At 69.1% G+C, this 23773-nt stretch carries 20 protein-coding genes and 1 pseudogene; 12 read left to right on the top strand and 9 right to left on the bottom strand.

Annotated elements, in window-relative coordinates; all coding sequences use genetic code 11:
* Positions 1–294: 294 nt before the first annotated feature.
* On the top strand, positions 295–1113 hold the full coding sequence (locus ACH4FH_RS12550) for a DeoR/GlpR family DNA-binding transcription regulator (protein ID WP_398555776.1): 819 nt from the start codon (positions 295–297) through the stop codon (positions 1111–1113).
* 65 nt (positions 1114–1178) lie between these two features.
* On the opposite strand, the gene ACH4FH_RS12555 is transcribed toward ACH4FH_RS12550, so the two are convergent.
* Entirely contained in the window at positions 1179–1922 is a 744-nt protein-coding gene (locus ACH4FH_RS12555; RefSeq protein WP_398555777.1) for a hypothetical protein, read from the bottom strand.
* A 568-nt stretch (positions 1923–2490) separates the two neighbouring features.
* Here ACH4FH_RS12555 and ACH4FH_RS12560 point away from each other — a divergent pair.
* On the top strand, positions 2491–3120 hold the full coding sequence (locus ACH4FH_RS12560) for a dihydrofolate reductase family protein (protein ID WP_398555778.1): 630 nt from the start codon (positions 2491–2493) through the stop codon (positions 3118–3120).
* Between the two features lie 175 nt (positions 3121–3295).
* Here the strand turns inward: ACH4FH_RS12560 and ACH4FH_RS12565 are convergent, their stop codons facing one another.
* Positions 3296–6670 carry a pyruvate carboxylase gene (locus ACH4FH_RS12565; RefSeq protein ID WP_398555779.1) on the bottom strand — a complete coding sequence of 1125 codons (3375 nt, stop codon included), beginning with the start codon at positions 6668–6670 and terminating at the stop codon, positions 3296–3298.
* 496 nt (positions 6671–7166) lie between these two features.
* Here ACH4FH_RS12565 and ACH4FH_RS12570 point away from each other — a divergent pair, with 496 nt between their 5' ends.
* A complete protein-coding gene (locus tag ACH4FH_RS12570; protein WP_398555780.1) occupies positions 7167–8072 on the top strand; it encodes an endonuclease/exonuclease/phosphatase family protein in 906 nt (301 codons plus the stop codon).
* A gap of 211 nt (positions 8073–8283) precedes the next feature.
* Here the strand turns inward: ACH4FH_RS12570 and tpg are convergent, their stop codons facing one another.
* Genes tpg through ACH4FH_RS12585 form a run of 3 tightly spaced genes read right to left on the bottom strand, consistent with a single transcriptional unit; the run spans position 8284 to position 11370 of the window.
* Complete coding sequence (tpg, locus tag ACH4FH_RS12575; RefSeq protein ID WP_398555781.1) at positions 8284–8838, bottom strand: telomere-protecting terminal protein Tpg; 555 nt, start codon at positions 8836–8838, stop codon at positions 8284–8286.
* A gap of 5 nt (positions 8839–8843) precedes the next feature.
* Positions 8844–10997 carry a telomere-associated protein Tap gene (gene tap / locus ACH4FH_RS12580; RefSeq protein WP_398555782.1) on the bottom strand — a complete coding sequence of 718 codons (2154 nt, stop codon included), beginning with the start codon at positions 10995–10997 and terminating at the stop codon, positions 8844–8846.
* 22 nt (positions 10998–11019) lie between these two features.
* A complete protein-coding gene (locus ACH4FH_RS12585; RefSeq protein ID WP_398555783.1) occupies positions 11020–11370 on the bottom strand; it encodes a hypothetical protein in 351 nt (116 codons plus the stop codon).
* Between the two features lie 389 nt (positions 11371–11759).
* On the opposite strand from ACH4FH_RS12585, the gene ACH4FH_RS12590 reads away from it, so the two are divergent.
* Positions 11760–13139, top strand: coding sequence for an MFS transporter (locus ACH4FH_RS12590; RefSeq protein ID WP_398555784.1), 1380 nt, complete (start codon positions 11760–11762; stop codon positions 13137–13139).
* A 115-nt stretch (positions 13140–13254) separates the two neighbouring features.
* On the opposite strand, the gene ACH4FH_RS12595 is transcribed toward ACH4FH_RS12590, so the two are convergent.
* On the bottom strand, positions 13255–14373 hold the full coding sequence (locus ACH4FH_RS12595; RefSeq protein ID WP_398555785.1) for a M20 family metallopeptidase: 1119 nt from the start codon (positions 14371–14373) through the stop codon (positions 13255–13257).
* A 175-nt stretch (positions 14374–14548) separates the two neighbouring features.
* Between ACH4FH_RS12595 and ACH4FH_RS12600 the strand changes: the two genes are divergently transcribed.
* Positions 14549–15408, top strand: a protein-coding gene (locus tag ACH4FH_RS12600) for an IS5 family transposase (RefSeq protein WP_398556062.1) whose coding sequence is annotated in 2 segments (ribosomal slippage) — positions 14549–14894 and positions 14894–15408 — 861 coding nt in all. Because the reading frame shifts where the segments join, the coding sequence is not laid out codon by codon here.
* 126 nt (positions 15409–15534) lie between these two features.
* Here the strand turns inward: ACH4FH_RS12600 and ACH4FH_RS12605 are convergent.
* On the bottom strand, positions 15535–17937 hold the full coding sequence (locus ACH4FH_RS12605) for an ATP-binding cassette domain-containing protein (protein ID WP_398555786.1): 2403 nt from the start codon (positions 17935–17937) through the stop codon (positions 15535–15537).
* Positions 17938–18401: 464 nt separating this feature from the next.
* Here ACH4FH_RS12605 and ACH4FH_RS12610 point away from each other — a divergent pair, with 464 nt between their 5' ends.
* From ACH4FH_RS12610 to ACH4FH_RS12625, 4 genes and pseudogenes are all read left to right on the top strand, one after another.
* The gene (locus ACH4FH_RS12610) at positions 18402–18776 is read left to right on the top strand and encodes a helix-turn-helix transcriptional regulator (RefSeq protein WP_398556063.1); all 375 of its coding nucleotides are present in this window, start codon (positions 18402–18404) and stop codon (positions 18774–18776) included.
* 10 nt (positions 18777–18786) lie between these two features.
* On the top strand, positions 18787–19203 hold the full coding sequence (locus ACH4FH_RS12615) for a VOC family protein (RefSeq protein WP_398555787.1): 417 nt from the start codon (positions 18787–18789) through the stop codon (positions 19201–19203).
* A gap of 5 nt (positions 19204–19208) precedes the next feature.
* Positions 19209–19405 (top strand): annotated as a pseudogene (locus tag ACH4FH_RS12620) (transposase); the annotation flags it as partial.
* A gap of 125 nt (positions 19406–19530) precedes the next feature.
* Positions 19531–20031 (top strand): DinB family protein, encoded by a 501-nt coding sequence (locus ACH4FH_RS12625; protein ID WP_398555788.1) that lies wholly within the window; start codon positions 19531–19533, stop codon positions 20029–20031.
* A 295-nt stretch (positions 20032–20326) separates the two neighbouring features.
* Here the strand turns inward: ACH4FH_RS12625 and ACH4FH_RS12630 are convergent, their stop codons facing one another.
* Positions 20327–20740 (bottom strand): hypothetical protein, encoded by a 414-nt coding sequence (locus ACH4FH_RS12630; protein ID WP_398555789.1) that lies wholly within the window; start codon positions 20738–20740, stop codon positions 20327–20329.
* A gap of 181 nt (positions 20741–20921) precedes the next feature.
* Here ACH4FH_RS12630 and ACH4FH_RS12635 point away from each other — a divergent pair, with 181 nt between their 5' ends.
* A complete protein-coding gene (locus tag ACH4FH_RS12635) occupies positions 20922–21575 on the top strand; it encodes a maleylpyruvate isomerase N-terminal domain-containing protein (RefSeq protein ID WP_398555790.1) in 654 nt (217 codons plus the stop codon).
* Positions 21576–21614: 39 nt separating this feature from the next.
* On the opposite strand, the gene ACH4FH_RS12640 is transcribed toward ACH4FH_RS12635, so the two are convergent.
* Positions 21615–21968: a hypothetical protein gene (locus ACH4FH_RS12640; RefSeq protein WP_398555791.1), complete on the bottom strand. Its 354-nt coding sequence runs from the start codon at positions 21966–21968 to the stop codon at positions 21615–21617.
* A 292-nt stretch (positions 21969–22260) separates the two neighbouring features.
* On the opposite strand from ACH4FH_RS12640, the gene ACH4FH_RS12645 reads away from it, so the two are divergent.
* Positions 22261–22626: a winged helix-turn-helix transcriptional regulator gene (locus ACH4FH_RS12645; RefSeq protein WP_398555792.1), complete on the top strand. Its 366-nt coding sequence runs from the start codon at positions 22261–22263 to the stop codon at positions 22624–22626.
* Positions 22627–22744: 118 nt separating this feature from the next.
* On the top strand, positions 22745–23752 hold the full coding sequence (locus tag ACH4FH_RS12650) for an NADP-dependent oxidoreductase (protein ID WP_398555793.1): 1008 nt from the start codon (positions 22745–22747) through the stop codon (positions 23750–23752).
* The last annotated feature ends 21 nt before the right edge of the window (positions 23753–23773 follow it).

Consider the following 23773-nt stretch of genomic DNA (forward strand, 5'->3'; position numbering starts at 1 on the left):
CGGCATGAGTCGGTGGCCGGTGTCTGTTCGACGCCCCGGGCTCATTTCGCTCCCGCCGGGCCATGTGCAAAACTCAGAGATCGAGGTCACAGGCGTCTGCCGATGCGTCGACGCCGAGTCGCCGGCATCGCGCCGGCCGCTCGGCGAGGTGGAACAACCGGTCGCTGAGCGAGTTCGGCCGGGAGTGGTGAGCGAGGCTCACCACGACTGCCCATGACCGTACGGCGGTCGATCCCCGGTTGCGTCCGCGGGGAGCCGACCATCAAGGACGGCGCAGCAGAGGAGGGCGGCCACGTGTCCGCAAAAGCGCGACTGTCGCAGGCCGCTCTCGAGGAGCGGCGGCAGGCCGTCCTGAGTTACGTCGTCGACCACGGCGAGACCCGCATCGGCGATCTCGCCACCCGCTTCGACGTCAGTCTGATGACCATTCACCGCGACCTCGATGACCTCGCGGGGCGGCACCTCCTGCGCAAGGAGCGGGGGCGCGCGGTGGCCTTCCCCGCCTTGACCATGGAGGTTGCCACCCGCTTCCGTGAGTCCACCGCCCTCGCGGCCAAGACCGCCCTCAGCGCCGCCGTTGCCGAGCGCGTCCGCCCCGGCAGCACCGTTCTCATCGACGACTCCACCACTCTCTACCCCCTGGCCGACGCCCTGGCCGACCTCGGCCGGCCCGACGGGCTCACCGTCATCACCAACTCCATCGGCATCGCCCAGCGCCTGGGCAGCGTCACGCCCGGGGTCGCCATCACCCTGCTCGGCGGCACCTACGAGAGCGAATTCAACTCCTGCACCGGCCCCGAGGTCACCCGCGCGCTCTCCCGCATCCGCGCCGACCTCGCCCTCATGTCCGCCGTCGCCGTGCAGAACGGACAGCTCTTCCACCCCTTGCGGGCGTACGCCGACGTCAAGGAAGCCATGCTCGCCTCCGCCGACGAGGCCCTGCTCCTGGTCGATCATTCCAAGTTCGGCAAGACGGCCACGTACGCCTACGGCAGCGCTGGCGCGTACGACACCGTCCTCACCGACCCCGACACGCCCGACGACCAACTCACCGCGCTCCAGGACCTGGGCGTGTCCGTGCAGGTCGTCAGCCCCGAGGCCGCTTCCTCCTGAAAGCCGCGCTTGCCTCGTGGACGTGGCTTCTCCTCGCCCTCTCGGAGACCCGTACGCGGGACTCCTCAGCCACTGGGACCGGAGCCGCTTCCGGTGTTCGCGGGCGGTGACGGTGACGGAGCTTCAGGGCTGTCGGGAGCTGAAGAAGCGTCACCCGGCCCCATCACGCGGTAGCCCGGCTCGCCGTCGCCGTCGCGGTCCTCGTCACCGTTGAGCGTCACGCTGCCGTACTTGCCGTCGGCCACCCACTCGACCTTCACGGTGAACCGGACATCTCTGCTGCCCGGACGGAGCCGGAGGTTCAGCTGCTCGGGGTCCTCGGCGGTGACGGTGAAGGGCAGGTCCGTGGCCTGGTGGCTGCCCGCTTTGCCGGCAGGCGCGACGACCGGTGACGGGATCCGGGTGAGATCGACATCGAATGCGCGGCCCTTGAGGGCTGCCGGGCAGCCCATCGGCTCGGCCACCCTCCCGTCCGTCGGCGGCGGTTTGCTGGACACCACGTTGACCTCGACGCCGATGACCATGATGGCCTCGTCCGTCTTGGCTTGCAGCGTGATGGGAAGGCTGGCGGGTTTGCCCGGTGCGGCGACCGGTACACCTCGCTTGCATTTCGTAGCGGGGTCCGCGGCCTCCATCGGATCGAGGTAGAGGTGTTCTCCCCCTACGGCCCGCGAGGCGAACGCCGTGAGACCGGGTGGGCCGCTGATCGAACGCCAGGCCCAATCCCACAACCCCTGCACGGCCCAGAAGCCGACAGCGCCGACGAGCGGCAGCAGGACCAGCGTCACCCAGTGCGTTCGGTCGCGCAACGGCGAGGCGGACGGGCGCGGTAACTCCGGCTCCGCCGCGGTCGGTGGAGGGGGCGCGGCGTCACCCCCATCCCTCTCCGGCGAAGAAGGCTCCTCCTCTTGCGCACTTCGCTCCTCCACATCGCTCCCCCGCGATGCGCGCTCGTCTGCCGGCACAGCTACCCCCGATTCCACAGACGGCACCGATCGGCGCCCTGCGGTGGTGACTGAGGGTGCACCACCAACCGTTCGCCGAAGGCCAGTTGTTCCGGGACGCGGTCGGCCCCGGATCTCGATCTCAGTCCATCATGCCGCCGCTGCCGGTGTCATGGCCGCGCCAGTCCGGTGACCGTCCGATCTCTGCCCCACCCGGTCTAGCTGGTGCCTCTCCTTGACGTGAGGCGCAGCGGGAGGTCGTCGCTCCCCCTCCCCCGCATCCCGCCCAGCTGAGCTGCTTCCGGTTGCGCGTGGCGGCCCACCGATCACGGAATGTGCCCAGGGCGGCAGGTCGCGCGGCGCGGCGATGAGTTCTCGCCGGTCAGGGAGTCAATCCTGGTACCGGAAAATCCCGCATCCGAAAGGCAGCATCATGAGCAAACTGATCGTGACCGCGTTCATCACCATGGACGGCGTCATGCAGGCCCCCGGCGGCCCGAACGAGGATGTCGACGCAGGCTTCGCACACGGCGGCTGGCAGGTCCCGTACGTCGACGACGACTTCATGGAACTCATGACGCGGGTATTCGAGAAGACCGCCGACCATCTCCTGCTCGGCCGGAAGACCTATGACATCTTCGCCGCCCACTGGCCCCGCGTCACCGACGAAGACGACTCGATCGCCGTGAAGCTCAATTCCATGCCCAAGTACGTCGCCTCGCGCACCCTCGACAGCTTGGAGTGGAACAACTCCCACCTGCTGAAGGGCGACGCCGCGGAGTCCGTGGCGCAGCTCAAGAAGCAGGTCGACGGCGTGATCATGACACAGGGCAGCAGCGACCTCATCGGCACCCTCCAGAAGCACGACCTCGTCGACGAGTACCGGCTGCTCGTCAATCCCGTGATCCTCGGCACGGGCAAGCGGCTCTTCAGCGAGGGCGCCGCCTCGACCGCCTGGAAGCTCACGGAATCACGCGCCACGAGCGTGGGCGTGCAGTACTGCACCTACGAGCGCGCGGGGAAGCCCGAATACGGAACCTTCATGCTGGACGAAGAGGGGTGATCACGTCCGACGCGTCTCCCCCGCGGCCGCCTTACATCTGGCGGTCGTGGGCGCCGAATGCCCGAAAGGACCTCTTCCGGCCGTCGTCAGCCGGCGGCCGGCGCCGAACTCCGTGGCGTTCTCGGTACGTCACCATCGGCTCACGTGCGCCGGCCACCGGCCTCACCTACGCGTACTAGGCAATGACGATCAGCAGATCGCCGCCTTCCACCTGCTGCACGGAGTCGACTGCCAGCCGCCCCACGCTGCCGGCAACCGGTGCGGTGATCGCCGCCTCCATCTTCATCGCCTCGATGGTCGCCACCGTCGCGCCCGCTTCGACCTGGTCACCCGCATTCACTGCCAGCGTGACGACGCCCGCGAACGGCGCCGCGACGTGCCGCGGGTCGGACTTGTCGGCTTTCTCGGCGGGCGGTACGTCGGAGGCGACCGAGCGGTCGCGCACCTGGACAGGCCGGAGCTGACCGTTGAGTGTCGTCATCACGGTGCGCATACCCCGCTCGTCCGCCTCGCCGATCGCCTCGAGTTCGATGAGCAGCTTCACCCCTGGTTCGAGGTCCACAACGTGTTCCTCGCCCGAGCGCAATCCGTAGAAGAAGTCCGTGCTGGGCAGGACGCCGGTGTCACCGAAGGTGTCGCGGTGTTTCACGAATTCCTTGGTCGGTTCGGGGAAGAGCAGCCGGTTGAGGGTGGCCCGGCGATCCTTCTCCAGGTCCTCGCGGTCCTCTTCGGTCAGGTCGGCGGCCGGGGCGCGCTCGACGCGGCCCCTCAGGGCCTTGCTGCGGAACGGCTCAGGCCAGCCACCGGGCGGGTCACCGAGTTCGCCCTTGAGGAACCCGATCACGGATGCCGGGATGTCGTAGTCTCCCGGGGTCGCGGCGAACTGCTCCGGTGTGACGCCCGCGCCGACAAGGTGCAGCGCGAGGTCGCCGACCACCTTGGACGACGGTGTCACCTTCACCAGACGCCCGAGGATGCGGTCGGCGGCCGCATACATGGACTCGATGTCCTCGAACCGTTCGCCCAGGCCCAACTCCCGTGCCTGGACCCGGAGGTTGGAGAGCTGGCCGCCCGGGATCTCGTGGTTGTACACGCGCCCGGTGGGGGCGGCAAGGCCCGCCTCGAACGGTGCGTAGATCCGGCGTACGGTCTCCCAGTACGGCTCCAGGGCACAGGCCGCCCCCAGGCTCAGTTCCGTCGGCCGCTCGGAGTGGTCGGTCGCGGCGATGATGGCGGACAGGGAGGGCTGTGAGGTGGTGCCCGCCATGGAGGCCACGGCACCGTCGACCGCGTCGACGCCGGCGTCGATGGCGGCCAGGTAGGTGGCGAGCTGACCGCCCGCCGTGTCGTGGGTGTGCAGGTGCACCGGCAGGCCGAACTCCCGGCGCAGCGCGGTCACGAGCCGTGCGGCGGCCGGGGCGCGCAGCAGCCCGGCCATGTCCTTGATCGCCAGGACGTGCGCCCCCGCATCGACGATCTGCTCGGCGAGCCGAAGGTAGTAGTCCAGGGTGTAGAGCTTCTCCGCCGGGTCGGAGAGGTCCGAGGTGTAGCACAGCGCCACCTCGGCTACGGCCGTTCCGGTGGCGCGTACGGCGTCGATGGCGGGCCGCATCTGCCCGACGTCGTTGAGCGCGTCGAAAATCCGGAAGATGTCGATGCCGGTCGCCGCGGCCTCCTGCACGAAGGCATCGGTCACCTCGGTCGGGTACGGGGTGTAGCCGACGGTGTTGCGGCCGCGCAACAGCATCTGCAGGCAGATGTTGGGCACCGCCTCGCGCAGCCCCGCCAGCCGCTCCCACGGGTCCTCGGCCAGGAAGCGCAGGGCCACGTCATAGGTGGCGCCGCCCCAGCACTCCAGCGACAGCAGCTGCGGCATGGTGTGGGACACGGCGGGGGCTACGGCCAGCAGGTCCTTGGTGCGTACACGGGTGGCCAGCAGCGACTGGTGGGCGTCGCGGAAGGTGGTGTCGGTGACAGCGACGGCGGGCGCCTCCCGCAGGCGGCGGGCGAAGCCCTCCGGGCCGAGTTCGGTGAGCAGCTGCTTCGACCCGGCGGACGGCTCGCCGTCCGGTACGTCCGGCAGTTTCGCCGTGGCGTCGATCAGGCGAGGTCGCTCGCCGTGCGGCTTGTTGACGGTGATGTCGGCGAGGTAGGTGAGCAAGCGAGTGCCGCGGTCGGCGGAGTGACGTGCGGTCAGCAGGTGCGGACGTTCCTCGATGAACGAGGTGGTGACGCGACCGGCGCGGAAGTCGGGGTCGTCCAGCACCGCTTGCAGGAACGGGATGTTGGTGGCGACGCCCCGGATGCGGAACTCGGCCATCGCCCGGCCGGCACGTCGCACCGCGGTGTCGAAGTCGCGTCCCCGGCAGGTGAGCTTCACCAGCATGGAGTCGAAGTGGGCGCTGATCTCGGAGCCGACAAAGGCGGTGCCGCCGTCGAGCCGGATGCCGGAGCCGCCCGGAGAGCGGTACGCGCTGATGGTCCCGGTGTCGGGGCGGAAGCCGTTGGCCGGGTTCTCACTGGTGATCCGGCACTGCAGCGCGGCTCCCCGTACGTAGATGGTGTCCTGCGTGAGGCCCAGGTCGGCCAGGGTTTCCCCGGCGGCGATGCGCATCTGCGACTGGACCAGATCGACGTCGGTGACCTCCTCGGTGACCGTGTGCTCGACCTGGATGCGCGGGTTCATCTCGATGAAGACGTGGTGGCCGTCGCGGTCCAGCAGGAACTCGACGGTGCCAGCGTTGCGGTAGCCGATGGTACGGGCGAAGGCGACCGCGTCGGCGCAGATACGTTCCCGCAGCTCGGGATCGAGGTGGGGTGCCGGCGCCAGCTCGACGACTTTCTGGTGGCGCCGCTGCACCGAGCAGTCGCGCTCGTAGAGGTGGAGGACGTCGCCCTGGCCGTCGGCCAGGATCTGCACCTCGATGTGGCGCGGATCCACGACCGCCTTCTCCAGGAACACCGTCGCGTCGCCGAACGCCGACTCGGCCTCGCGCGACGCCGCCTCGATCGCCTCCCGGAGCCTGGCGGGGTCCTCCACCCGCCGCATTCCGCGCCCGCCGCCACCGGCGACCGCCTTGACGAACAGCGGGAAGCCGACGTCCGCGGCGGCGTCGATCAGTTCGTCCAAGTCGTTGGAGGGCCGCGAGGAGCCGAGCACCGGCACCCCGGCCGCGCGGGCGGCGGCGACCGCGCGGGCCTTGTTGCCGGTCAGCTCCAGGATCTCGGCGCTGGGACCGATGAAGGTGATCCCGGCCTCCTCGCAGGCACGGGCCAGATCAGGGTTCTCGGACAGGAAGCCGTATCCCGGGTACACGGCATCCGCCCCGGCCCTGTGCGCGGCGCCCAGGATCTCGTCGACCGATAGATAGGCCCGCACCGGGTGGCCCGTCGTGCCGATCTCATATGCCTCGTCGGCCTTGAGTCGGTGCAGCGAGCCGCGATCCTCGTAGGGGAACACCGCCACCGTGCCCGCGCCCAGCTCATAGGCGGCGCGGAACGCGCGAACAGCGATCTCACCACGGTTCGCGACGAGTACCTTGCGGAACATCCATGGTCCCTTCTCACGTGCGCGCCGGATCGGGCGCCCCTGTCCCCGTGCCTGCTCCCTTCCTACACCCGCACGAGGATGGCCTGCGCCCGGACGCCACGGACAGTTCGATCATTTGTCCCTCAGGGGCGCCAATGACCGGTTCGCGGCGGTGGCCATTTGCCCTCGCGGCGGCTGTGGGCGCGTACGCCCACACCGGCGGACGGAGCCGGAGCCGGCAGCCGGATGATCGGCGCGGGCCGCGCGCTCACATCGGGGCCGAGAATGCGGCGCGCGCTCGCGGAGAACAGAACTGATCCACCTGCCGGCTCGTCTTGGGCGAGGAAGGTCGAGTGGATGGGAAGCCATGGTGGAGCAGGTGCGGGCGGAGAGCGGTGCGACGTCGAGGGGAAAGGCCGCAGCCCCTTGGTGGGCGCGGCGCGGGACGGTGCGATGCGCTCCGGGCGAGGACACGAAGGGGGACGCGCGGGGCCGGTCGGCCTGGGGACGGGGGCGGGTGCCGGCCGCGCTCGCGGTGCTGACGGCAGGGCTGCTCGCGTTCCACCGGGCGGTGCCCAACTCCGTGGGCCGCCTCGGCAGTCTGCTGGAGGCGTTCCTGCCTTGGCTGGGCCTGGTGGTCCCAGTGCTGCTCGGCCTGGCGCTGCTCCGCCGTTCGGCCACTGCCCTGGTGGCCCTGCTCCTGCCGATGGCGGCCTGGATGTACCTCTTCGGCGGACTGCTCCTGCCCGGAGCGGACACCGGCACGCACGAGGTGGTCGCGGTGCAGCACAACGTCAGCGACGAGAACACCGACCCGGCGGGCACTGCCGGCGCCCTTGCCGACGCCGAGCCCGATCTCATCGCGCTGGAGGAGCTGACGCCCCGGGCGCTGCCGACCTACGAGAAGACCCTCGTCACGGAGTACCCGTACCACGCGGTCCGGGGCACCGTCGGGCTCTGGTCGAAGCATCCCCTGACCGACAGCCGACTGCTGGACATCAAACCCCAGGGACTTGCGAAGACCTGGAGTCGTGGGCTGCGGACCGTGGTCCACACGCCGCACGGCGAGGTCGCGGCGTACGTCGCGCACCTGCCCTCGGTCCGCGTCCGGGCGAGCGGGCTCGCATCCGCCCGGCGCGATGAAAGCGCCGGCCGGCTGGGCAACGCCGTCGCCGCCGAGAAGGTGCGATCGGTGATCCTGCTGGGTGACCTCAACAGCACGGTCGATGACCGTGGGCTGGCCCCGCTGACCTCACGCATGAAAACGGCGGAACGGGGCTTCGCCTTCAGCTTCCCCGCCGCCTTCCCGCTGGCCCGTATCGATCAGGTCATGACCCGCTCGGCGACCGTGAACCACGTCCGCACCTTGCCCGCCACCGGCAGTGACCACCTGCCGATCGCCGCCCGGATCACGCTGGGCTGAAATAGTGGTCGCGGCGACAACAAGTCCGCGTACGCGACCGCTTGTGTACCCCGGCGCTTGGGGTACCGCAGCAGGCCAACTCGCTCACCGGCCACAATGCTCAACTCGCCGACCAAAGCGCTCAGCCCCGCCAGGCCAACTGCTCACTCGCCAAGTGAAGCGCCAAGCCACAGTCACACCGGGCGCCGGCGCAGCGGGCGGGACCGAAGTCCTAGAAATCCATCTCGACGTAGTCGATGTCGGTGAATTCCACCTGTAGCCCGGCGGCCCGGCGGCCGCGGTCCTTGAAGTAGATCTCCTGCAGACCTTCAGCGGCGATGGCCTGGAGTTGCTGATCGCTCGCTCCGGCGGCATGGGCGTCGAAGAGTCGGGCGGCGTAGGCGGGTGGCAGGTGCTGGGTGATCAGGCGGATGCGGGCGTCGTCGGTGCTGCCGGGGGCGGCGGTGAAGCCGAGCCGGGCGCGGGTTTCGATCACGATGCCACCGGTGGCCGCGGCCTTCTTCGTGGCCCGCTCACGGATGCGGGGCTGCCAGCGTTTGCGCACTTCCTCGGCGAGGCGGGTGGCGAGGTCTTTGCGGGGTCGTTTGATCTGGCCCGTGAGGTAGCGCTCGACGGTGCGCTGGGAGATGCCCAGACGTTCGGCGGCGGCCTTGGTGCCCTTCTCGCTCTTGACGAGGAAACGCATCTGCGCCCGGGGGGATTTGGGGATGGGCCGGGTGAAGGTGTTGGCGGTGGCCTTCTCGATGCTGTCGCTGAAGATTCCCACGGTCCCTACTCCCCGCCCGCGGCGGCGTCGGCGCCCTTGATGTGCCGGGCGGGATTGTGGCCCTCATCGAGCATCTGCGCTGCCCACATCATCGACTGCGTGCCTTCGTGCTTGACCATGCCCGGCGATACACCGAGGCGGAAGCCGCCCGGCAGCGGCTTGCCGTCGGGCGTGCGGGGCAGAAAGTCGAGCGGGCTGGGCCCGTCGGACAGGTAGACGGCGCAGTCGGAGAGGACGGCGATCGGGAACAGTCCGGCGCCGCCTGCGAGTTTGAGCATTTTGCGGTGCATGTTGATGCGGGCGGCCGAGATGACCGCGGCGCGGATGTCGGGCCGCCAAGTGGGGCGCTCCAGGGCCGGCCAGCGCTTGCCTGGACGGTAACCGGCACCTTGTGGGCGCTCGCGCAGCTTGCCGATGCCGCCCTTGACCGTTGCCTTGATCGCCGAGAGCACGGCGGCCTGGGCGGGGTCGGCGTCCTTGCGGTGCTCCATCGCGGCGAGGAAGTCGGCTTCGCTCATGCCGGGGACGACGCCGAGGCGTTCCATGACGGCCATATAGGCGTCGCGCAGGCGGGTGTACCAGGCGTCCAGGTACGGACCGCTCTCGGGCCGCAGGTACGCCTCGATCGGAATGATGTCGTGGCCGAGTTCGGCTGCGTACGCGACGGTGGGGGTCGCGTACCAGGCGGGCCCCTCGGGGCGGGCGCCGTGCGGGGTGAACGGGTTGGGGAGGCGTGGGTCGAAGTCGATGTGGGAGAGGTCGACCAGCCAGCTGCCGGGGACCGTCTTGTTGAAGGCCGGAGCCTTGGCGTGGACGGGTGCGCCCAGGCCGAGGGTGAGCCGGTTGGCGGCGGCTGCGAAGGCCATGTTGACGTCGATGCCGACCGCGAACTGCTGAGCGCACTCGCTGTCGGTGAGCAGTTCCGGGTCCCGGATCCACTCGTAGGCTTCCTCGTCGAGGACTTCGGCCGCCGTGCGCTGGTGGCCCCGGGGGTACCGGGCGGTGACGACGGGGTGCTCGTCAGGAGCCTCCGGAGGGGCAGGGTCCACCGCCTGGGTGAGGGCCCCGGAGTTCGGGCCCGAGGCCCAGGTGCCGGCCGCTTCGTCCTTGACCGGGCGGGTCGGCGGACGCAGGGCGGTCATCAGCTCCAGACCGCCGACCGCCGCCGACCCGCGCGGGGTGATCACGAGGGTGGCGTAGTCGCCCAGGATCTGGGCGAGTTCGGCGGCTTCCAGCTCGTCGGCGCTCCCCCATGCGCGGTTGTCGAGCGCCCCCCAGGGCAGGACGGCCAGCTGGACGCACTGCCGTTTGCCATCCTGGGCGGGCCGGTAGATCCGCGCCCAGGGGCCGAAGCCTCGGCGGGTCAACTGCCACTTGGCGCGGGCGAGCCCACGCACCACCGGGTGGTCGTCGGACAGGCGCAGGCTCCGGCGGTCTTCAAGAGCGGGGGGCAGGCCGAGTCGGGCAGCGGCCCGGGCCGTGAGGACGATCAGCGGGTCGGCGTCCTTGCCATGGCGGTGCAGGCGCGGCGCGCCCAGCTTCGCCTCCCACAGTGCCCACTCCACCAGAGCGGGCAGATCGGAGGCCGGGCAGTCCAGCACGATGCCGCCGACGCCGTATGCCGTCCCCTCACCGTCCAGTACGGCGAGGGGGCCATCGGCGAAGCGCGGATCGGCAGGGGCACTCGTCGTCTCCCGTGGCGCGCTCTTCGCGCGCGCACCATGGCGCCGGGCCGCAGGGGCAGGCGCCGTGTGCTGTGGCGCGGTCCGGGCGCGCGGACCATCGAACTCCGCAGGGCGTCGACGGCTGATGTCCGGGGCGGCGGGTGCCGGCTGCGGGGCGGTCGCTCGTGCCGGCGGGTCCTGGTTGGTGTGCGCGGTCTGCGCCGGCTGCACATCCTCGGGCTGGGGAGCGAGCTGATCAGCCATCCCGTCGAGGAGCTTGGCGTACGCGGCCCGGGTGGCGCCCTGGGGTTCGCTGCGGCCCGACTCCCAACCCGCGACGGTATTGCGTGCCACGCCGAGCGCTTCGGCGACCTCGGCCTGGCTCAGGCCGTAGTCGGTGCGCAATTGGGCCCGCTGCGCGGGCTCCGGCAGTGCGGTGCGGCGCGGCCCCGCCTTCAGCAGGGTCTCGACGGGGTCGGGTGTGCGGCTGGCCATCTCGGTGCGGGCTCCCTTCGGCTCAGTCCTGGCCGGTGTGGTGGGCGTAGTGCGGGTCGGCGTCAAGGAAAGCCCGCAGATGCTGGCCGGTGAGAATCCGTGCGGGGTTGCGTCCGGGCGGCAGCGGCAGCCTGTGCCCCAAGGCCCACTGGAAACGTGGGGTCGGGGACAGGTCCAAGGCGTACTTGCCATCGGTGCCGGGGGTGTTGCCCAGGACCTCGAACGCCCCTACGCACACACTGCCGTCGACGAAGGCGAGCAGGAAGTCGCCGTGCTGCATGATGGTCTGCTCCGAATAGCGCCAGGCGCGGGAGGCGGCCTCCGCGACGGTGCGGCCCTGCCGAAGTCCTTGGCGCACATCCACCGCCAGCATCCGTCTCCCACCTCCGTCCACATCGTTGAGCAAACCAACGCAACTGTACCGCAGAACAACGATCTTTATCGGCTGATAAATCTGTGCCGTGCGCTTCTCACAGTGCCGCAACATAAGCCGGAGTCCCCAGGCGTTCGGAGGGACGGACACGGCGTCAGATGTCGTCCGGGTGTTGATGGCGGGTCGGCGACGGTGCGCTGTGTAGGGTCTCGGCGAGCATCAGCTCCCGGCGAGAACCGCCCCCGAGTGGCTGAACATCCCGTCGCCGTACGCGCAGACCTGCCCGATCCCCAGGAGTGCTGCTCTTGCGCCCCACCGAGACGTCATCTGCGCCAGGCAGTCTGGGGTGGAACCGAGACACCGCGACACTGGCGCTCCTGTCGTTCGCGATGCTGATCGTTTCACTCGACCAGTACATCGTGGTGGTGGCGCTGCCCGACATCGCGCGCGACCTCGGGTATTCGGCGCAGACACTCCAGTCGGTCATCAGCGCCTACGCGGTGGCCTCGGCGGGCTTCCTGCTGTTCGGCGGGCGGGCGGCAGACCTGCTCGGGCGTCGACGCATTCTGGCCACCGGCCTCGGCCTCTACGCGGGAGCGGCTCTCGCGGGCGGATTCGCGACCGAGCCCGGGACGCTTCTCGCCGCCCGCGCTTTCCAGGGTCTCGGCGGAGCCCTTGTCTTCCCCACCACTTTGGCGCTCATCAACACCAGCTTCGTGGAAGGCCGGATGCGCAATCGCGCGCTGGGGATCTGGGGCGGCGCCGGCGCCGCGGGACTCGTGATCGGCGTGCTGCTCGGTGGCCTTCTGACCCAGGTGTTCGGCTGGGAGGCGGTGTTCCTGGTCAACGTTGCCTTGGCGGGACCTGCGCTGCTGCTGACGTTCGTGGTGATTCCCCCGGACGGCGAGCGCGAGAAGGGCCGCAAGTTCGATCTGCCCGGGGCGCTCAGCGTCACCCTGGGCGTCACATTGATCGTGTTCGCTCTGGTGCAGGGTCCCGGATTGGGCTGGCTCTCGCCGGGGATCCTCATCAGCGCCGCTGCGGGCGTGCTGATGATCGGGATCTTCGCCCTCGTTGAGCGGCGCAGCGAGGACCCGCTCATGCCACCCCGGCTGCTCTCCCACCGCAACCTCATCACCGGCGTCGTCATTGCGTTCATGTTCATGGCGACGTTCGGCTCGGTGCTCTACTTCCTGTCCCTCTACTTCCAGGAAATCCTGGGCTACGACGCATTGCAGACGGGCGCCGGCTTCGTCATCCCCACCGCGGTGGTCGTCGCCGGCTCGACCACAGCAGGCCAGTTGGTGACACGGTTCGGCCTTCGCATCACGCTCGTCGCCGCCCTCGCCATCGGTGCGCTCGGTGCGGTAGGGCTCGGCCTCGCGATCACGCCGGACGGCACGTACACCGAACTGATCCCCGGCCTGGTGGCGCTCAGCGTCGGTGACGGCGTGGTCTTCACCGCCATGTTCATCGCTGCCGCCAGCGGAATCTCCGACCGCGAACAGGGCATCGCCTCAGGGATCGCCTCCACCGGCTCAGGCGTCGGCGCAGCCGTCGGACTCGCCCTCCTCGTCCTGGTCGCGACCGCCGGCCTCGACGGCCTCTCGGGCGAACAGCTTCGCATCGCCACCGCCGACGGGATCAGCGCCGCCTTGTACGTCATCGCAGGCGGGATCGCGCTGACCGTTCTTGTCGCCCTGCCCCGGTGCCCGACGCCGACCGAGCCGCATCCCTCCCCCGTGCCCTACCAGACCCGCCGCTGCTGAATGCGTTCCCGAACCCGGCGGCCGCTCACGTCGCCGAAGGGGTGGCCGCACTCCTACAGCGCGGAACCCACAGCGGATCGCGACCTCGCGTGACCGCTCGCTGGTCGCGCAGGCACTACACGTTCTCGTTGTCCGCCAAGTCCTGAAGAGCGGTAACCAGTCCGGCAACAAGGTTCGCCCGCTCGGCCATGGCGTCGATCACCAGATACTCGTGGTCGGCGTGGGCACCGCCCCCGACTGCTCCGAGGCCATCGAGTGTGGGCACCCCCAGTGCGGCCGTGAAGTTGCCGTCGCTTCCGCCGCCGACAGCCCTGCCTTCAAGACCAGGGAGGAGCTTCTCCGCCACGGCGAAGAGCTCGGTGGACGTCGACTCCGGCATCGGGGGCCGGCCGACAGCTCCCTGGACCGCGATCTCCGCCTCGTCGAGATGGGGAGCCAGCGCCGCGAAAGCGGACTCGATTCGCTCCTTCTCCTCGACCGACTCGACCCGGACGTCGACAATGACGGTCGCCTCCGCGGGGACGACGTTGTCCAGGGTTCCCGCGGACGCGACGGTCGGGGTAACGGTCGTGCCGATATCGGGTCGACCCAGCGCGGCGATGTCCAGTACCTGATGTGCCGCTTCGACCAGAGCGTTCACCCCTGCTTCGGGCTCCAGGCCCGCGTGCGATGCCCGGCCCGCGATGGAGACCTGGAACGTGCCGCAGCCTTTACGCCCCGTCTTCAGGGCGCCGCCCTCAGCGGCGCCCTCGAACACAAGGACAGCGCCGCAAGCAAGAGCACGCTCTTCGATGAGAGCGCGAGAGGAGCGCGAACCCACCTCTTCGTCGGCGGTCACGAGGATCTCGACACCTGACAGGTCGTCGAGCGCCGCCAGGCCGTGAATGGCCTGCACCAAACCGCCGAGCATGTCAAAGACTCCGGGGCCGGTCGCATGCCCCTCTTCGGCCCTGAAAGGGCGGCGTTCAAGCGTGCCGAGCGGGAACACCGTGTCATGGTGACCGAGGATCAGTACTTTGGGATCGCCGCCGGCTGCCCAATGGACATGCGGCCCGGCTTCGCTCTCCACGAGGACGGCCTGCCCGCCGAGGCGGTTTTCGATGACAGCGGCGACTGCTTCGGCCGATGTCCTCAAGGCGTCGAGATCGCGCGACGGAGACTCGATTTCCACGAGTGTTTTGAGGTCCTCGAGCATCGCGTCAACACTCACAGGGACGGCCTTGTGCATCGTCATGCGGCCAGGGTAGCTGGCACTCCGTGCCGGTCCGTTGGCGAGCGGCGAGCGACGAGCGACGAGCGACGAGCCACCGAACATGACTCCGAGCGTCATGCTCAGGCCGCCGCGTCATCCGCATGGGCGAGGACCCCGTAGGCGGTGGCCGCCTAGGGCATTTCCTTCGGATCATCTGATCGTTGGTTCGGGTGTGGCCTTAACTGACGTGCAGTGGCAGCGAATTGAGCCGTTGCTCCCGGACCGGCTGCCCCGGCGGGGCGGTCGGTGGCGGGATCACCGGCAGGTGATCGACGCGATCGCGTTCAAGTACCGCACCGGCTGTCCGTGGATGGACCTGCCCGAGGAGTTCGGCTCCTGGAAAGGCGTCCACAACCGGCTGCGGAAGTGGGCTGCCGATGGCACCTGGGAGAAGGTCTTCACTGCCCTGCTGGCCCAGGCGGACTCCGAGGGCGACCTCGATTGGGTCGTCGCGGTGGACTCCACCATCGTCCGCGCCCACCAGCACGCCGCCGGGGCCCGTCAAAAGGGGCCCCGGCCGGCGAGCCGCACGACCATGCCCTCGGCCGGTCCCGAGGCGGACTGACCACCAAGATCCACCTGGCCGCCGACAGCCGTTGCCGGCCACTGGCCATCCATCTCACGGCCGGCCAGTCCGGTGATGCGCCTGCGTTCCCACAGGTCATGAGCCGTTTACGGGTTCCCCGGCCAGTCGGACGGCCCCGCGTCACGCCCCAGTTAGTCCTCGCGGACAAGGCGTATTCCTCCCGCGCTATCCGCGAACATCTGCGCCGACGGGGCATCCGGGCAGTGATTCCACAGCCCGCGGATCAGACCGCACACCGCAAGCGCCGTGGTCGTCTCGGGGGAAGACCGCCCGCCTTCGACCGTGACGCCTACAAGCAACGCAACACCGTCGAGCGCTGCATCAACCGCCTCAAACAATGGCGCGGCCTGGCCACCCGCTACGACAAGACCGCAACCATGTACCTCGCCGCACTCCACATCGCAGGCATCCTCATCTGGTCAGCGAGGTGATCCAGAAGAAACGCCCTAGGGGTGTCGCCCTTTCTTCTCGCCGGACGGGACGGAGTGGGACGAGCCCCAGCAGATGAGCTTCAGCAGATGAGAGAACTCGTCCCACTGTGTCCGCGCGGGCCTCGGTCAGGAGCCGACGTAGGCCGCGAGGTGCTCGCCGGTGAGGGTGGAGCGGGCGGCGATGAGGTCGGCGGGTGCCCCCTCGAAGACGATCTTCCCGCCGTCGTGGCCGGCGCCGGGTCCGAGGTCGATGATCCAGTCGGCGTGCGCCATGACCGCCTGGTGGTGCTCGACGACGATGACGGACTTGCCGGAGTCGACGAGCCGGTCGAGCAGTCCGAGCAGCTGCTCGACGTCGGCGAGGTGCAGGCCGGTGGTCGGCTCGTCGAGGACGTAGATACCGCCCTTCTCGGCCAGGTGCGTGGCCAGCTTGAGCCGCTGCCGCTCGCCGCCGGACAGCGTGGTGAGCGGCTGCCCGAGCCTGAGGTAGCCGAGTCCGACGTCGGCGAGCCGGACGAGGATCTTGTGCGCGGCCGGCGTGCGCGCGTCGCCGGCGCCGAAGAACGCCTCGGCCTCGGCGACCGACATCGCGAGCACCTCGCTGATGTCACGGCCGCCGAAGGTGTACTCGAGCACCTCGGCCTGGAAGCGCTTCCCCTCGCACTCCACGCAGGTGGAGGCGACGCCGGCCATCATCGCCAGGTCCGTGTAGGTGACGCCGGCGCCGTTGCAGGTGGGGCAGGCACCCTCGGAGTTGGCGCTGAACAGCGCGGGCTTGACCCCGTTGGCCTTCGCGAACGCCTTGCGGATCGGGTCGAGCAGCCCGGTGTACGTCGCCGGGTTGCTCCGTCGCGAGCCGCGGATCCCGCTCTGGTCGATAGACACCACGCTCTCGCCGGCGGCCCCCGACCGATGCGGCAGCGATCCGTGCACCAGCGAGCTCTTGCCGGAGCCGGCGACGCCGGTGACGACGGCAAGCACCCCGAGCGGGATGTCGACGTCGACGTCGCGCAGGTTGTTCGTCGTGGCGCCGCGGATCTCCAGCTTGCCGGTGGGCTTGCGCACCGTCTCCTTGAGGGAGGCCCGGTCGTCGAAGTGGCGGCCGGTGATCGTTCCCCCGTCCCGTAGCCCCTCGACGGTGCCCTCGAAGCAGACGGTGCCGCCCTCCGAGCCGGCGCCGGGGCCGAGGTCGACGACGTGGTCGGCGATCGCGATCGCCTCCGGCTTGTGCTCCACGACGAGCACCGTGTTGCCCTTGTCCCGCAGCCGCAGCAGCAGGTCGTTCATCCGCTGGATGTCGTGGGGGTGCAGCCCGATCGTCGGCTCGTCGAAGACGTAGGTGGCGTCGGTGAGCGAGGACCCGAGGTGGCGGATCATCTTGGTGCGCTGCGCCTCGCCGCCCGAGAGCGTGCCCGACGGGCGGTCGAGGCTGAGGTAGCCGAGGCCGATTTCGACGAACGAGTCGAGGGTCTGCCGCAGCGACTCCAGCAGCGGCCCGACGGACGGTTCGTCCAGACCCCGCACCCAGTCGGCGAGGTCGCTGACCTGCATCGCGCAGGCGTCGGCGATGTTGATCCGCTTGATCTTCGATGACCGAGCCGCTTCGCTGAGCCGGGTGCCATCGCACTCGGGACAGATGGCGAACATCACCGCCCGCTCCACGAACGCGCGGATGTGCGGCTGCATCGCGTCGACATCTTTGGACAGCATCGACTTCTGGATCTTCGGAATCAGCCCCTCGTACGTCAGGTTGATGCCTTCGACCTTGATCTTGGTCGGCTCCTTGTGGAGAAGATCGTGGAACTCGCGCTTGGTGTACTTGCGGATCGGCTTGTCCGGGTCGAAGAAGCCGCAGCCCCTGAAGATGCGGCCGTACCAGCCGTCCATGCTGTAGCCGGGGATCGTGAGCGCGCCCTCGTTGAGCGACTTGCTGTCGTCGTACAGCGCGGACGGGTCGAAGTCGGTGACCGAGCCCCGGCCCTCGCAGCGCGGACACATGCCGCCCGTGCGGGTGAAGGTCGCCTTGACCGCCTTCCTGTCGCCGCGCTCGACGGTGATCGCACCGCTCGCCCGGACCGTGGGGACGTTGAAGGCGAATGCGTTGGGCGAGCCGATGTGCGGCTTACCGAGCCGGCTGAAGAGGATGCGGAGCATCGCGTTGGCGTCGGTGGCGGTGCCGACCGTGGAACGGGGGTCGGCACCCATCCGCTGCTGGTCGACGATGATCGCGGTGGTCAGCCCGTCGAGGACGTCGACCTCGGGCCGCGCCAGCGTCGGCATGAAGCCCTGCACGAACGAGCTGTAGGTCTCGTTGATCAGCCGCTGCGACTCCGCGGCGATCGTGTTGAACACCAGAGAGCTCTTGCCCGAGCCGGAGACGCCGGTGAACACCGTCAGGCGGCGCTTCGGGATCTCGATGCTGACATCCTTGAGGTTGTTCTCGCGTGCGCCGTGCACGCGGATCAGGTCGTGGCTGTCGGCAACGTGCGGTTCAGGCGACTGCGTGCCCGTCCTCGTGGCCCTGCTCATCGTGTCTCCATCTGTTGGGCGGGACCGTCTTCGCGGCCTCCGTCGTCGCCTGGCTCGATCCGACCAGCTGCGAGCCGTACGTCTGATTCTCCTTCGCCGGCCCGATCGCAGCACAGACCTCTGACTATCGGAGCGGAGGTGTCGGCCTGGGCCGCGGGACGGCCGTCCGTCTGACGCCGGCCGGGGTCCCACTCGACGCGAGAGGGACGGCATGCGTGGCGATGTCCATGGCGGTCACGCTATGTGCAGCTCCGTGACATGCGCTTCTCCATTCCTGATCGGTTCGGGCACCGGCATCGGTGTGATCCCGGCATCGTCCGGGCCCCGCTGGGCGACGCACGATCACGACTCCCCCGCCGTCGCGCAAGCTGTCCCTCCCCCTGTCTCGGGTGCTGTGGGAAACTGATCAGGTGAAACGTCAGAGCCTCGACGACCTCGTCCGACTGCGGCGGGCCCGCGATCGGATGGACCGCGACTACGCCGAGCCGCTCGACGTCCCGGCGCTGGCGCGCGACGCCCTGATGTCGCCGGGCCACTTCTCCCGCAGTTTCCGCGCCGCATTCGGCGAGACGCCCTACAGCTACCTGATGACCCGCCGCATCGAGCGGGCAAAAGCGCTCCTGCGACGTGGCGACCTCTCGGTGACCGAGGTCTGCTTCGCGGTCGGCTGTACGTCGCTGGGGTCGTTCAGCTCGCGCTTCACCGAGCTCGTCGGCGAGAGCCCGAGCGCCTATCGTGCCCGCAGCCATGATCACGGCGCCGCCATCCCTGCCTGCATTGCCAAGATCCACACGCGACCGGTCAGGAATGGAGAAGCGAGCCCCGCCGCTCAGCCGTAGCGTGAACGCCATGGACATCACGCTTTCCCAAACCTTCATCGCCGTCGACGACCACGACAAGGCGATCCCCTTCTACCGCGATGTGCTCGGCCTCGAGGTACGCAACGACGTCGGGTTCGAGGGGATGCGCTGGGTGACCGTCGGGGCACCCTCGCAGCCGGACGTGAACATCGTCCTGGAACCACCCCTCGCCGACCCGAACGCCTCTTCGGCCGACAGACAGACGATGGCGGAGCTGATGGCCAAGGGCCTGCTGCGCGGCGTCATCTTCGCGACGGCCGACTGCGACGCCACCTTCGAGCGCATCAACGCCGCGGGCGGCGAGGTGCTGCAGGAGCCGATGGACCAGCCCTACGGCGTCCGCGACTGCGCGTTCCGCGACCCCGCCGGCAACATGCTGCGCTTCACCCAACCCCTCCGGAAGTGAGCCCTCCCCGGGCCCCGATCAGGGGCCCGGGGGGCCGGTCTCGGGGTGGTGGCCGACGGCGGCACGGTGATCGAGAGGTGCTGGCTGCAATCGTGTTCGTGGCCACTTCGGGCTGCACGGGGCAGCAGTTGCCGTCGGCTTCGTTCGGTCCGTCAGGGCAACCGCTCACAGGCGTTTCGCCGAGTGGACGAAGGCCCAGGTCATGAAGAACATGCCGGACAGCAGGCCCAGCATCAGCTGGGTGGACAGGCCGCCGGAGAACTGCAGCACCGAGGGGCGGCAAATAATGGCCGCCGCCGCGACTCGCCCATGTCGTAACCTCGCATGATGACGGAGACGGATTCGCGCGCCGACCTGCGGCCGCCAGGGCTCAATGCCGACGAGAAGACGACCTTGCTGACCTTCCTCGACTACTTGCGCGATGCCGTCGCGGCCAAGGCAGTTGGCGTCCCGGAACGGGAGGCCCGCAGGCCAGGGGTGGAGTCGGGAACGAGCTTGCTCGGGTTGGTCAAGCACTTGACGGCGGTCGAGCTCAACTGGTTCGTATGGGCTTATGAAGGCACGGGGACCGACCCATGGGAGGACGAGTCACCGAGCGCGGACGAGACGGTTCATGACGCGCTGGACGCCTATCGGGACGCGGTCGCGAGGAGTAACGAAATCGCGGCATCGTGCGAGGACTTGAACCGGCCCGGAGTCCGTTCGCTGCGTGAGACGCCTGCACCGTCGATGCGGTGGATTTTGGTGCACATGATCGAGGAGACCGCGAGGCACGCCGGGCATGCGGACATCCTCCGCGAGCAGATCGACGGCAGCACGGGGCGGTAACTCCCGTTCCCAGCACGGGTGGACGGCCATGACGACCCGCAGCAGGCGGCTAAAGCCGCAGCAGGTGAGCGCCGGCCTCATGGCAGGGAGTGCCTTGATGATCGGGGAGGTCTGCCCGCGGTCGGGGTTGTCGTGGCTGTCCGTGGGCTCGCGGGTTGATCCAAACAAGAGACCTGGGGCGTGGCCGTCACTCGGGTCTGTTCAGCGGGGCTGGAGCGAGCAGCGGGGCGGGGTGGTCGACGATGGCGGTCCGCTGTGGCTCGCATCCCGGGCCGTCTGGCGGGGATGGGACGGCTCAAGCCCGGTAACCGAGCTCCCGGTCGAGCAAGCTGCGCAGACGAGCGGAAGCCCCCCGGAGAGCCCCGAGCCGTCGTACCTCTTCCACACCAAGTTCTCGCCGTGCCGCCAGAGCAAGAACGGCGGCATAGGGCCGTTCGCCCTCCGTGAGGACCGCTGCCACCGCATCGAGGACAGCTAGCAAAACGATGCGGTCCGCACCGGGATGCTCCGCCAACAGGCGAAGAAGCTTGTTGTTGTTCCAGGCGCTGTCACGGGACGCGCTCAGCTCCAGAAGGGTAGCGGGCGGCGTACGGGGATTTACAGCCAGCGCGTGCCAGACGAAGGGGTACGGGCATCGCGCGAGTCGATGCAGGACAGCAGCGTCGTTCTCGGCGTGCGCCAGTTCCAGGTAGTCGGCAGGCGTGTGCACGCGTGATGGCCCCTCAGCATCGTTGGAGCCGCCATCTTGCCACCGCGAGTGGTGCCGGCTGGAGGGGTCCGACTCGCTGCACAACCAGCTCGGCGACCAGTCACGTGAAGGCCTTGGGAACGCGAACCGACCGCCCAAAATGTGCTTGTCCGCCGTTCCGGTGCGGCGTTACCGTGCCGCAGTGGATCTCTTCTCACGCTCTTGGGCGGCGTTGCGCACGGCGGTCGCCGAAATGCCGGACGAGTCTTTCGAGCTGCCGTCCGGCTGTACCGGCTGGCTCGTGCGGGACCTGGTGTGCCACCTGGTCATCGACGCCCAGGACGTTCTGATCACCCTGGTCACGCCCGCCGCAACCGAGCCGACCGTGGACGCGGTCACCTACTGGAATCTCGTCGACCCCCCGACCGGCGAGGATCCGCTCGACGCGCTGATCCCCCGGCTGGCAGCGGCATACGGCGAGCCGCGCTTGCTCAAGTTCCACCTCGACGACGTCGGTTCCGCCGCGGGCCGCGCAGCCGAACTGGCCGATCCCGCCGCCCGCGTCAGCACCCAGGACCAGGTGCTGACCGTCGGCGACTACCTGTCCGCGTACCTGCTCGAATGGACCTTGCACCACCTCGACCTGATCGCGCATCTGCCTGATGCCGCCGAGCCGCCCGCCGAGACCCTGGCGGCCGCACGCGCAGCGCTGGAGAAGATCGCCGGGGCCTCGTTCCCCATCTCGTTCTCCGACAAGGACGCGCTGCTGATCGGCACGGGACGTCGCACGCCGACCGACGCGGAGACGGCCGCGCTGGGCGAACTCGCCACGAACCTCCCGCTCATCCTCGGCTGAAGGGTCCATTGCCCACCACAGGCCACCCCGACAACGACATCAATCACCTACACGTCGCGCTTTGGGCAGCCCCGGCCTGGCGGCTGGAAAGTCGCAGAACCGCGGTGTGCCGGCTTCCGGTGCGAGCCTGGTTGCGCGGGCGGTGAAGCTGACGGCGTGGTACCAGCCGCACAGCATGAACAGGTCGAGGAGCTGCTCACGGGAGAACTCCGCGCTGAGACGCGTCCACAGCAGGTCGTCGATGTCATGGTCGGCGTGAAGCGCATCCGTGGCGTCGAGGAGCAGCCGGTCACGTTCGGCGCTCCAGCAGGTGTCCGCACTCGTGCCATGGGTCAGAGATGCGATCTGCTCCGTGGTGAGCCCGGCACGTGAGGCGAACCGGGCGACGTGCACGCCCCATTCGTACTCGCAGCCGCACAGGGCGCACGTGCGGTCGATGAACCGTGCAGCGCTTCGGCGAGATGCTGGTTGCGCGCGTACATCCGGAAGAGCGCGATGGGTTCTTCGTCGCCGGGCATCATCCGGCGGAGTACTGCCGCGGCCTCCGGCTGGTAGGGCTGCTCCAGCGGCGCTATCCGTTCAGGCATCCCGCTCCCTCCCCGTGCTTCGATTTTCGAATCACGGGAGAGGGTAGTGTTTCTGAAATCGAAGCACCAGCCTGTTCGGAGAGGAACCACCGAGCGACATGCCCTCAACTCCCAGACCGGGCAACCGCGTCCGCGGCTCCACCACGGGCCGTCCGCTCATGGCCGCACTCGACCTCTTCGGCCGCCGCTGGACCTTGCGGATCCTGTGGGAACTACGCGACCAGCCCCTGGGGTTCCGTACGTTGCAGCAGCGGTGCGACGGCATGTCTTCGAGCGTGCTGCGGCAGCGTCTGGTCGAGCTGTCGGAGGCTCGGTTGGTGGAGCGCGACCTCAATGACGGCTACGGACTGACGGCGCTCGGGGAGGAGGTCATCGACGCGCTCAGCGGCCTGCATTCCTGGTCGGAACGCTGGGCTGCGGAGTTCGACGCGAGCACCACCGACCCACCTGAACAGACGGAATAGTCCGCAGAGTTGCCGCTCCCAGGCGTGAAGCAGATCGACGAGAGGCCGAGTATGCCGCCGCGGAGCCGTCGATCCGACAAGTTGGCTCGTGCCGTCATGTAGGGAAGGAATCCAGGTCATGACGAGGACCGCACAGGAATGGCATCTGGTCGCACGGCCCGTGGGAGAGCCGGTCGCAGGCGACTTCCGCCTGATGGAAAGAGCGTTGCCCCTGCCGGGCGCCGACGAGGTCCTTGTCCGCAACACCTACCTCTCGGTGGACCCATACATGCGGGCCCTCATGGGCGCCCCGGAGACCGATGTCCCCTCCTACTTACTGGATCGGCCGATGACCGGTGGGGCCGTCGGCCAGGTCGTCGAGTCGCGCGCGGCCGAGCTGGCTCCGGGAGACCTCGTACTCAGCAACCTGGGCTGGCGCACTGCTGCTGTCGCCCACGCCGGGCTCTTCACAAGGCTCCAGCGGGTCGAGGGCGTATCGGACTCCGCTTTCCTCGGAGTGCTCGGCATGCCTGGACTCAGCGCCTACGTCGGGCTGACCGAGATCGCCGACCTGCGCGAGGGTGACACCGTTTTCGTCTCCGGAGCAGCCGGCGCAGTGGGCGGCCTGGCAGGCCAGATCGCTCGTCTGCGCGGGGCCGAGGCCGTCATCGGCAGCGCCGGCTCCGACGAAAAGGTGAAGTACCTGATCGGCGAACTCGGCTTCACCACTGCCTTCAACTACAAGGACGGCAGCGTGCGCGAGCAGCTCATGCAGGCTGCCCCCACAGGCATTGAGGTGTACTTCGACAATGTGGGAGGCGACCATCTGGAAGCCGCCATCGACGCGCTGAACCCGCACGGTCGAGCGGCTTTGTGCGGGGCCATCTCCGGCTACAACGCCACCGAGCGGCCGCCCGGTCCGCGCAACCTGATCGAGGTGGTGAAGAAGCGCCTCACCCTGCGCGGCTTCGAGGTCGGCGATCACTCGGCCCTCCAGCCCTACTTCGCCCGCGAGATGAGCAACTGGCTGGTCGGCGGCAACATCACCTTCCGGGAGACCATCGAGGACGGCATCGGCAACGCGGTGAACGCCTTCCTCGGCCTGATGGACGGCCGGCACACCGGGAAGATGCTGGTCCGTATCTGACCGGCACCTGGCTGACCCGAC

Source organism: Streptomyces sp. NPDC017993 (assembly GCF_044328065.1).
Taxonomy (GTDB): domain Bacteria; phylum Actinomycetota; class Actinomycetes; order Streptomycetales; family Streptomycetaceae; genus Streptomyces.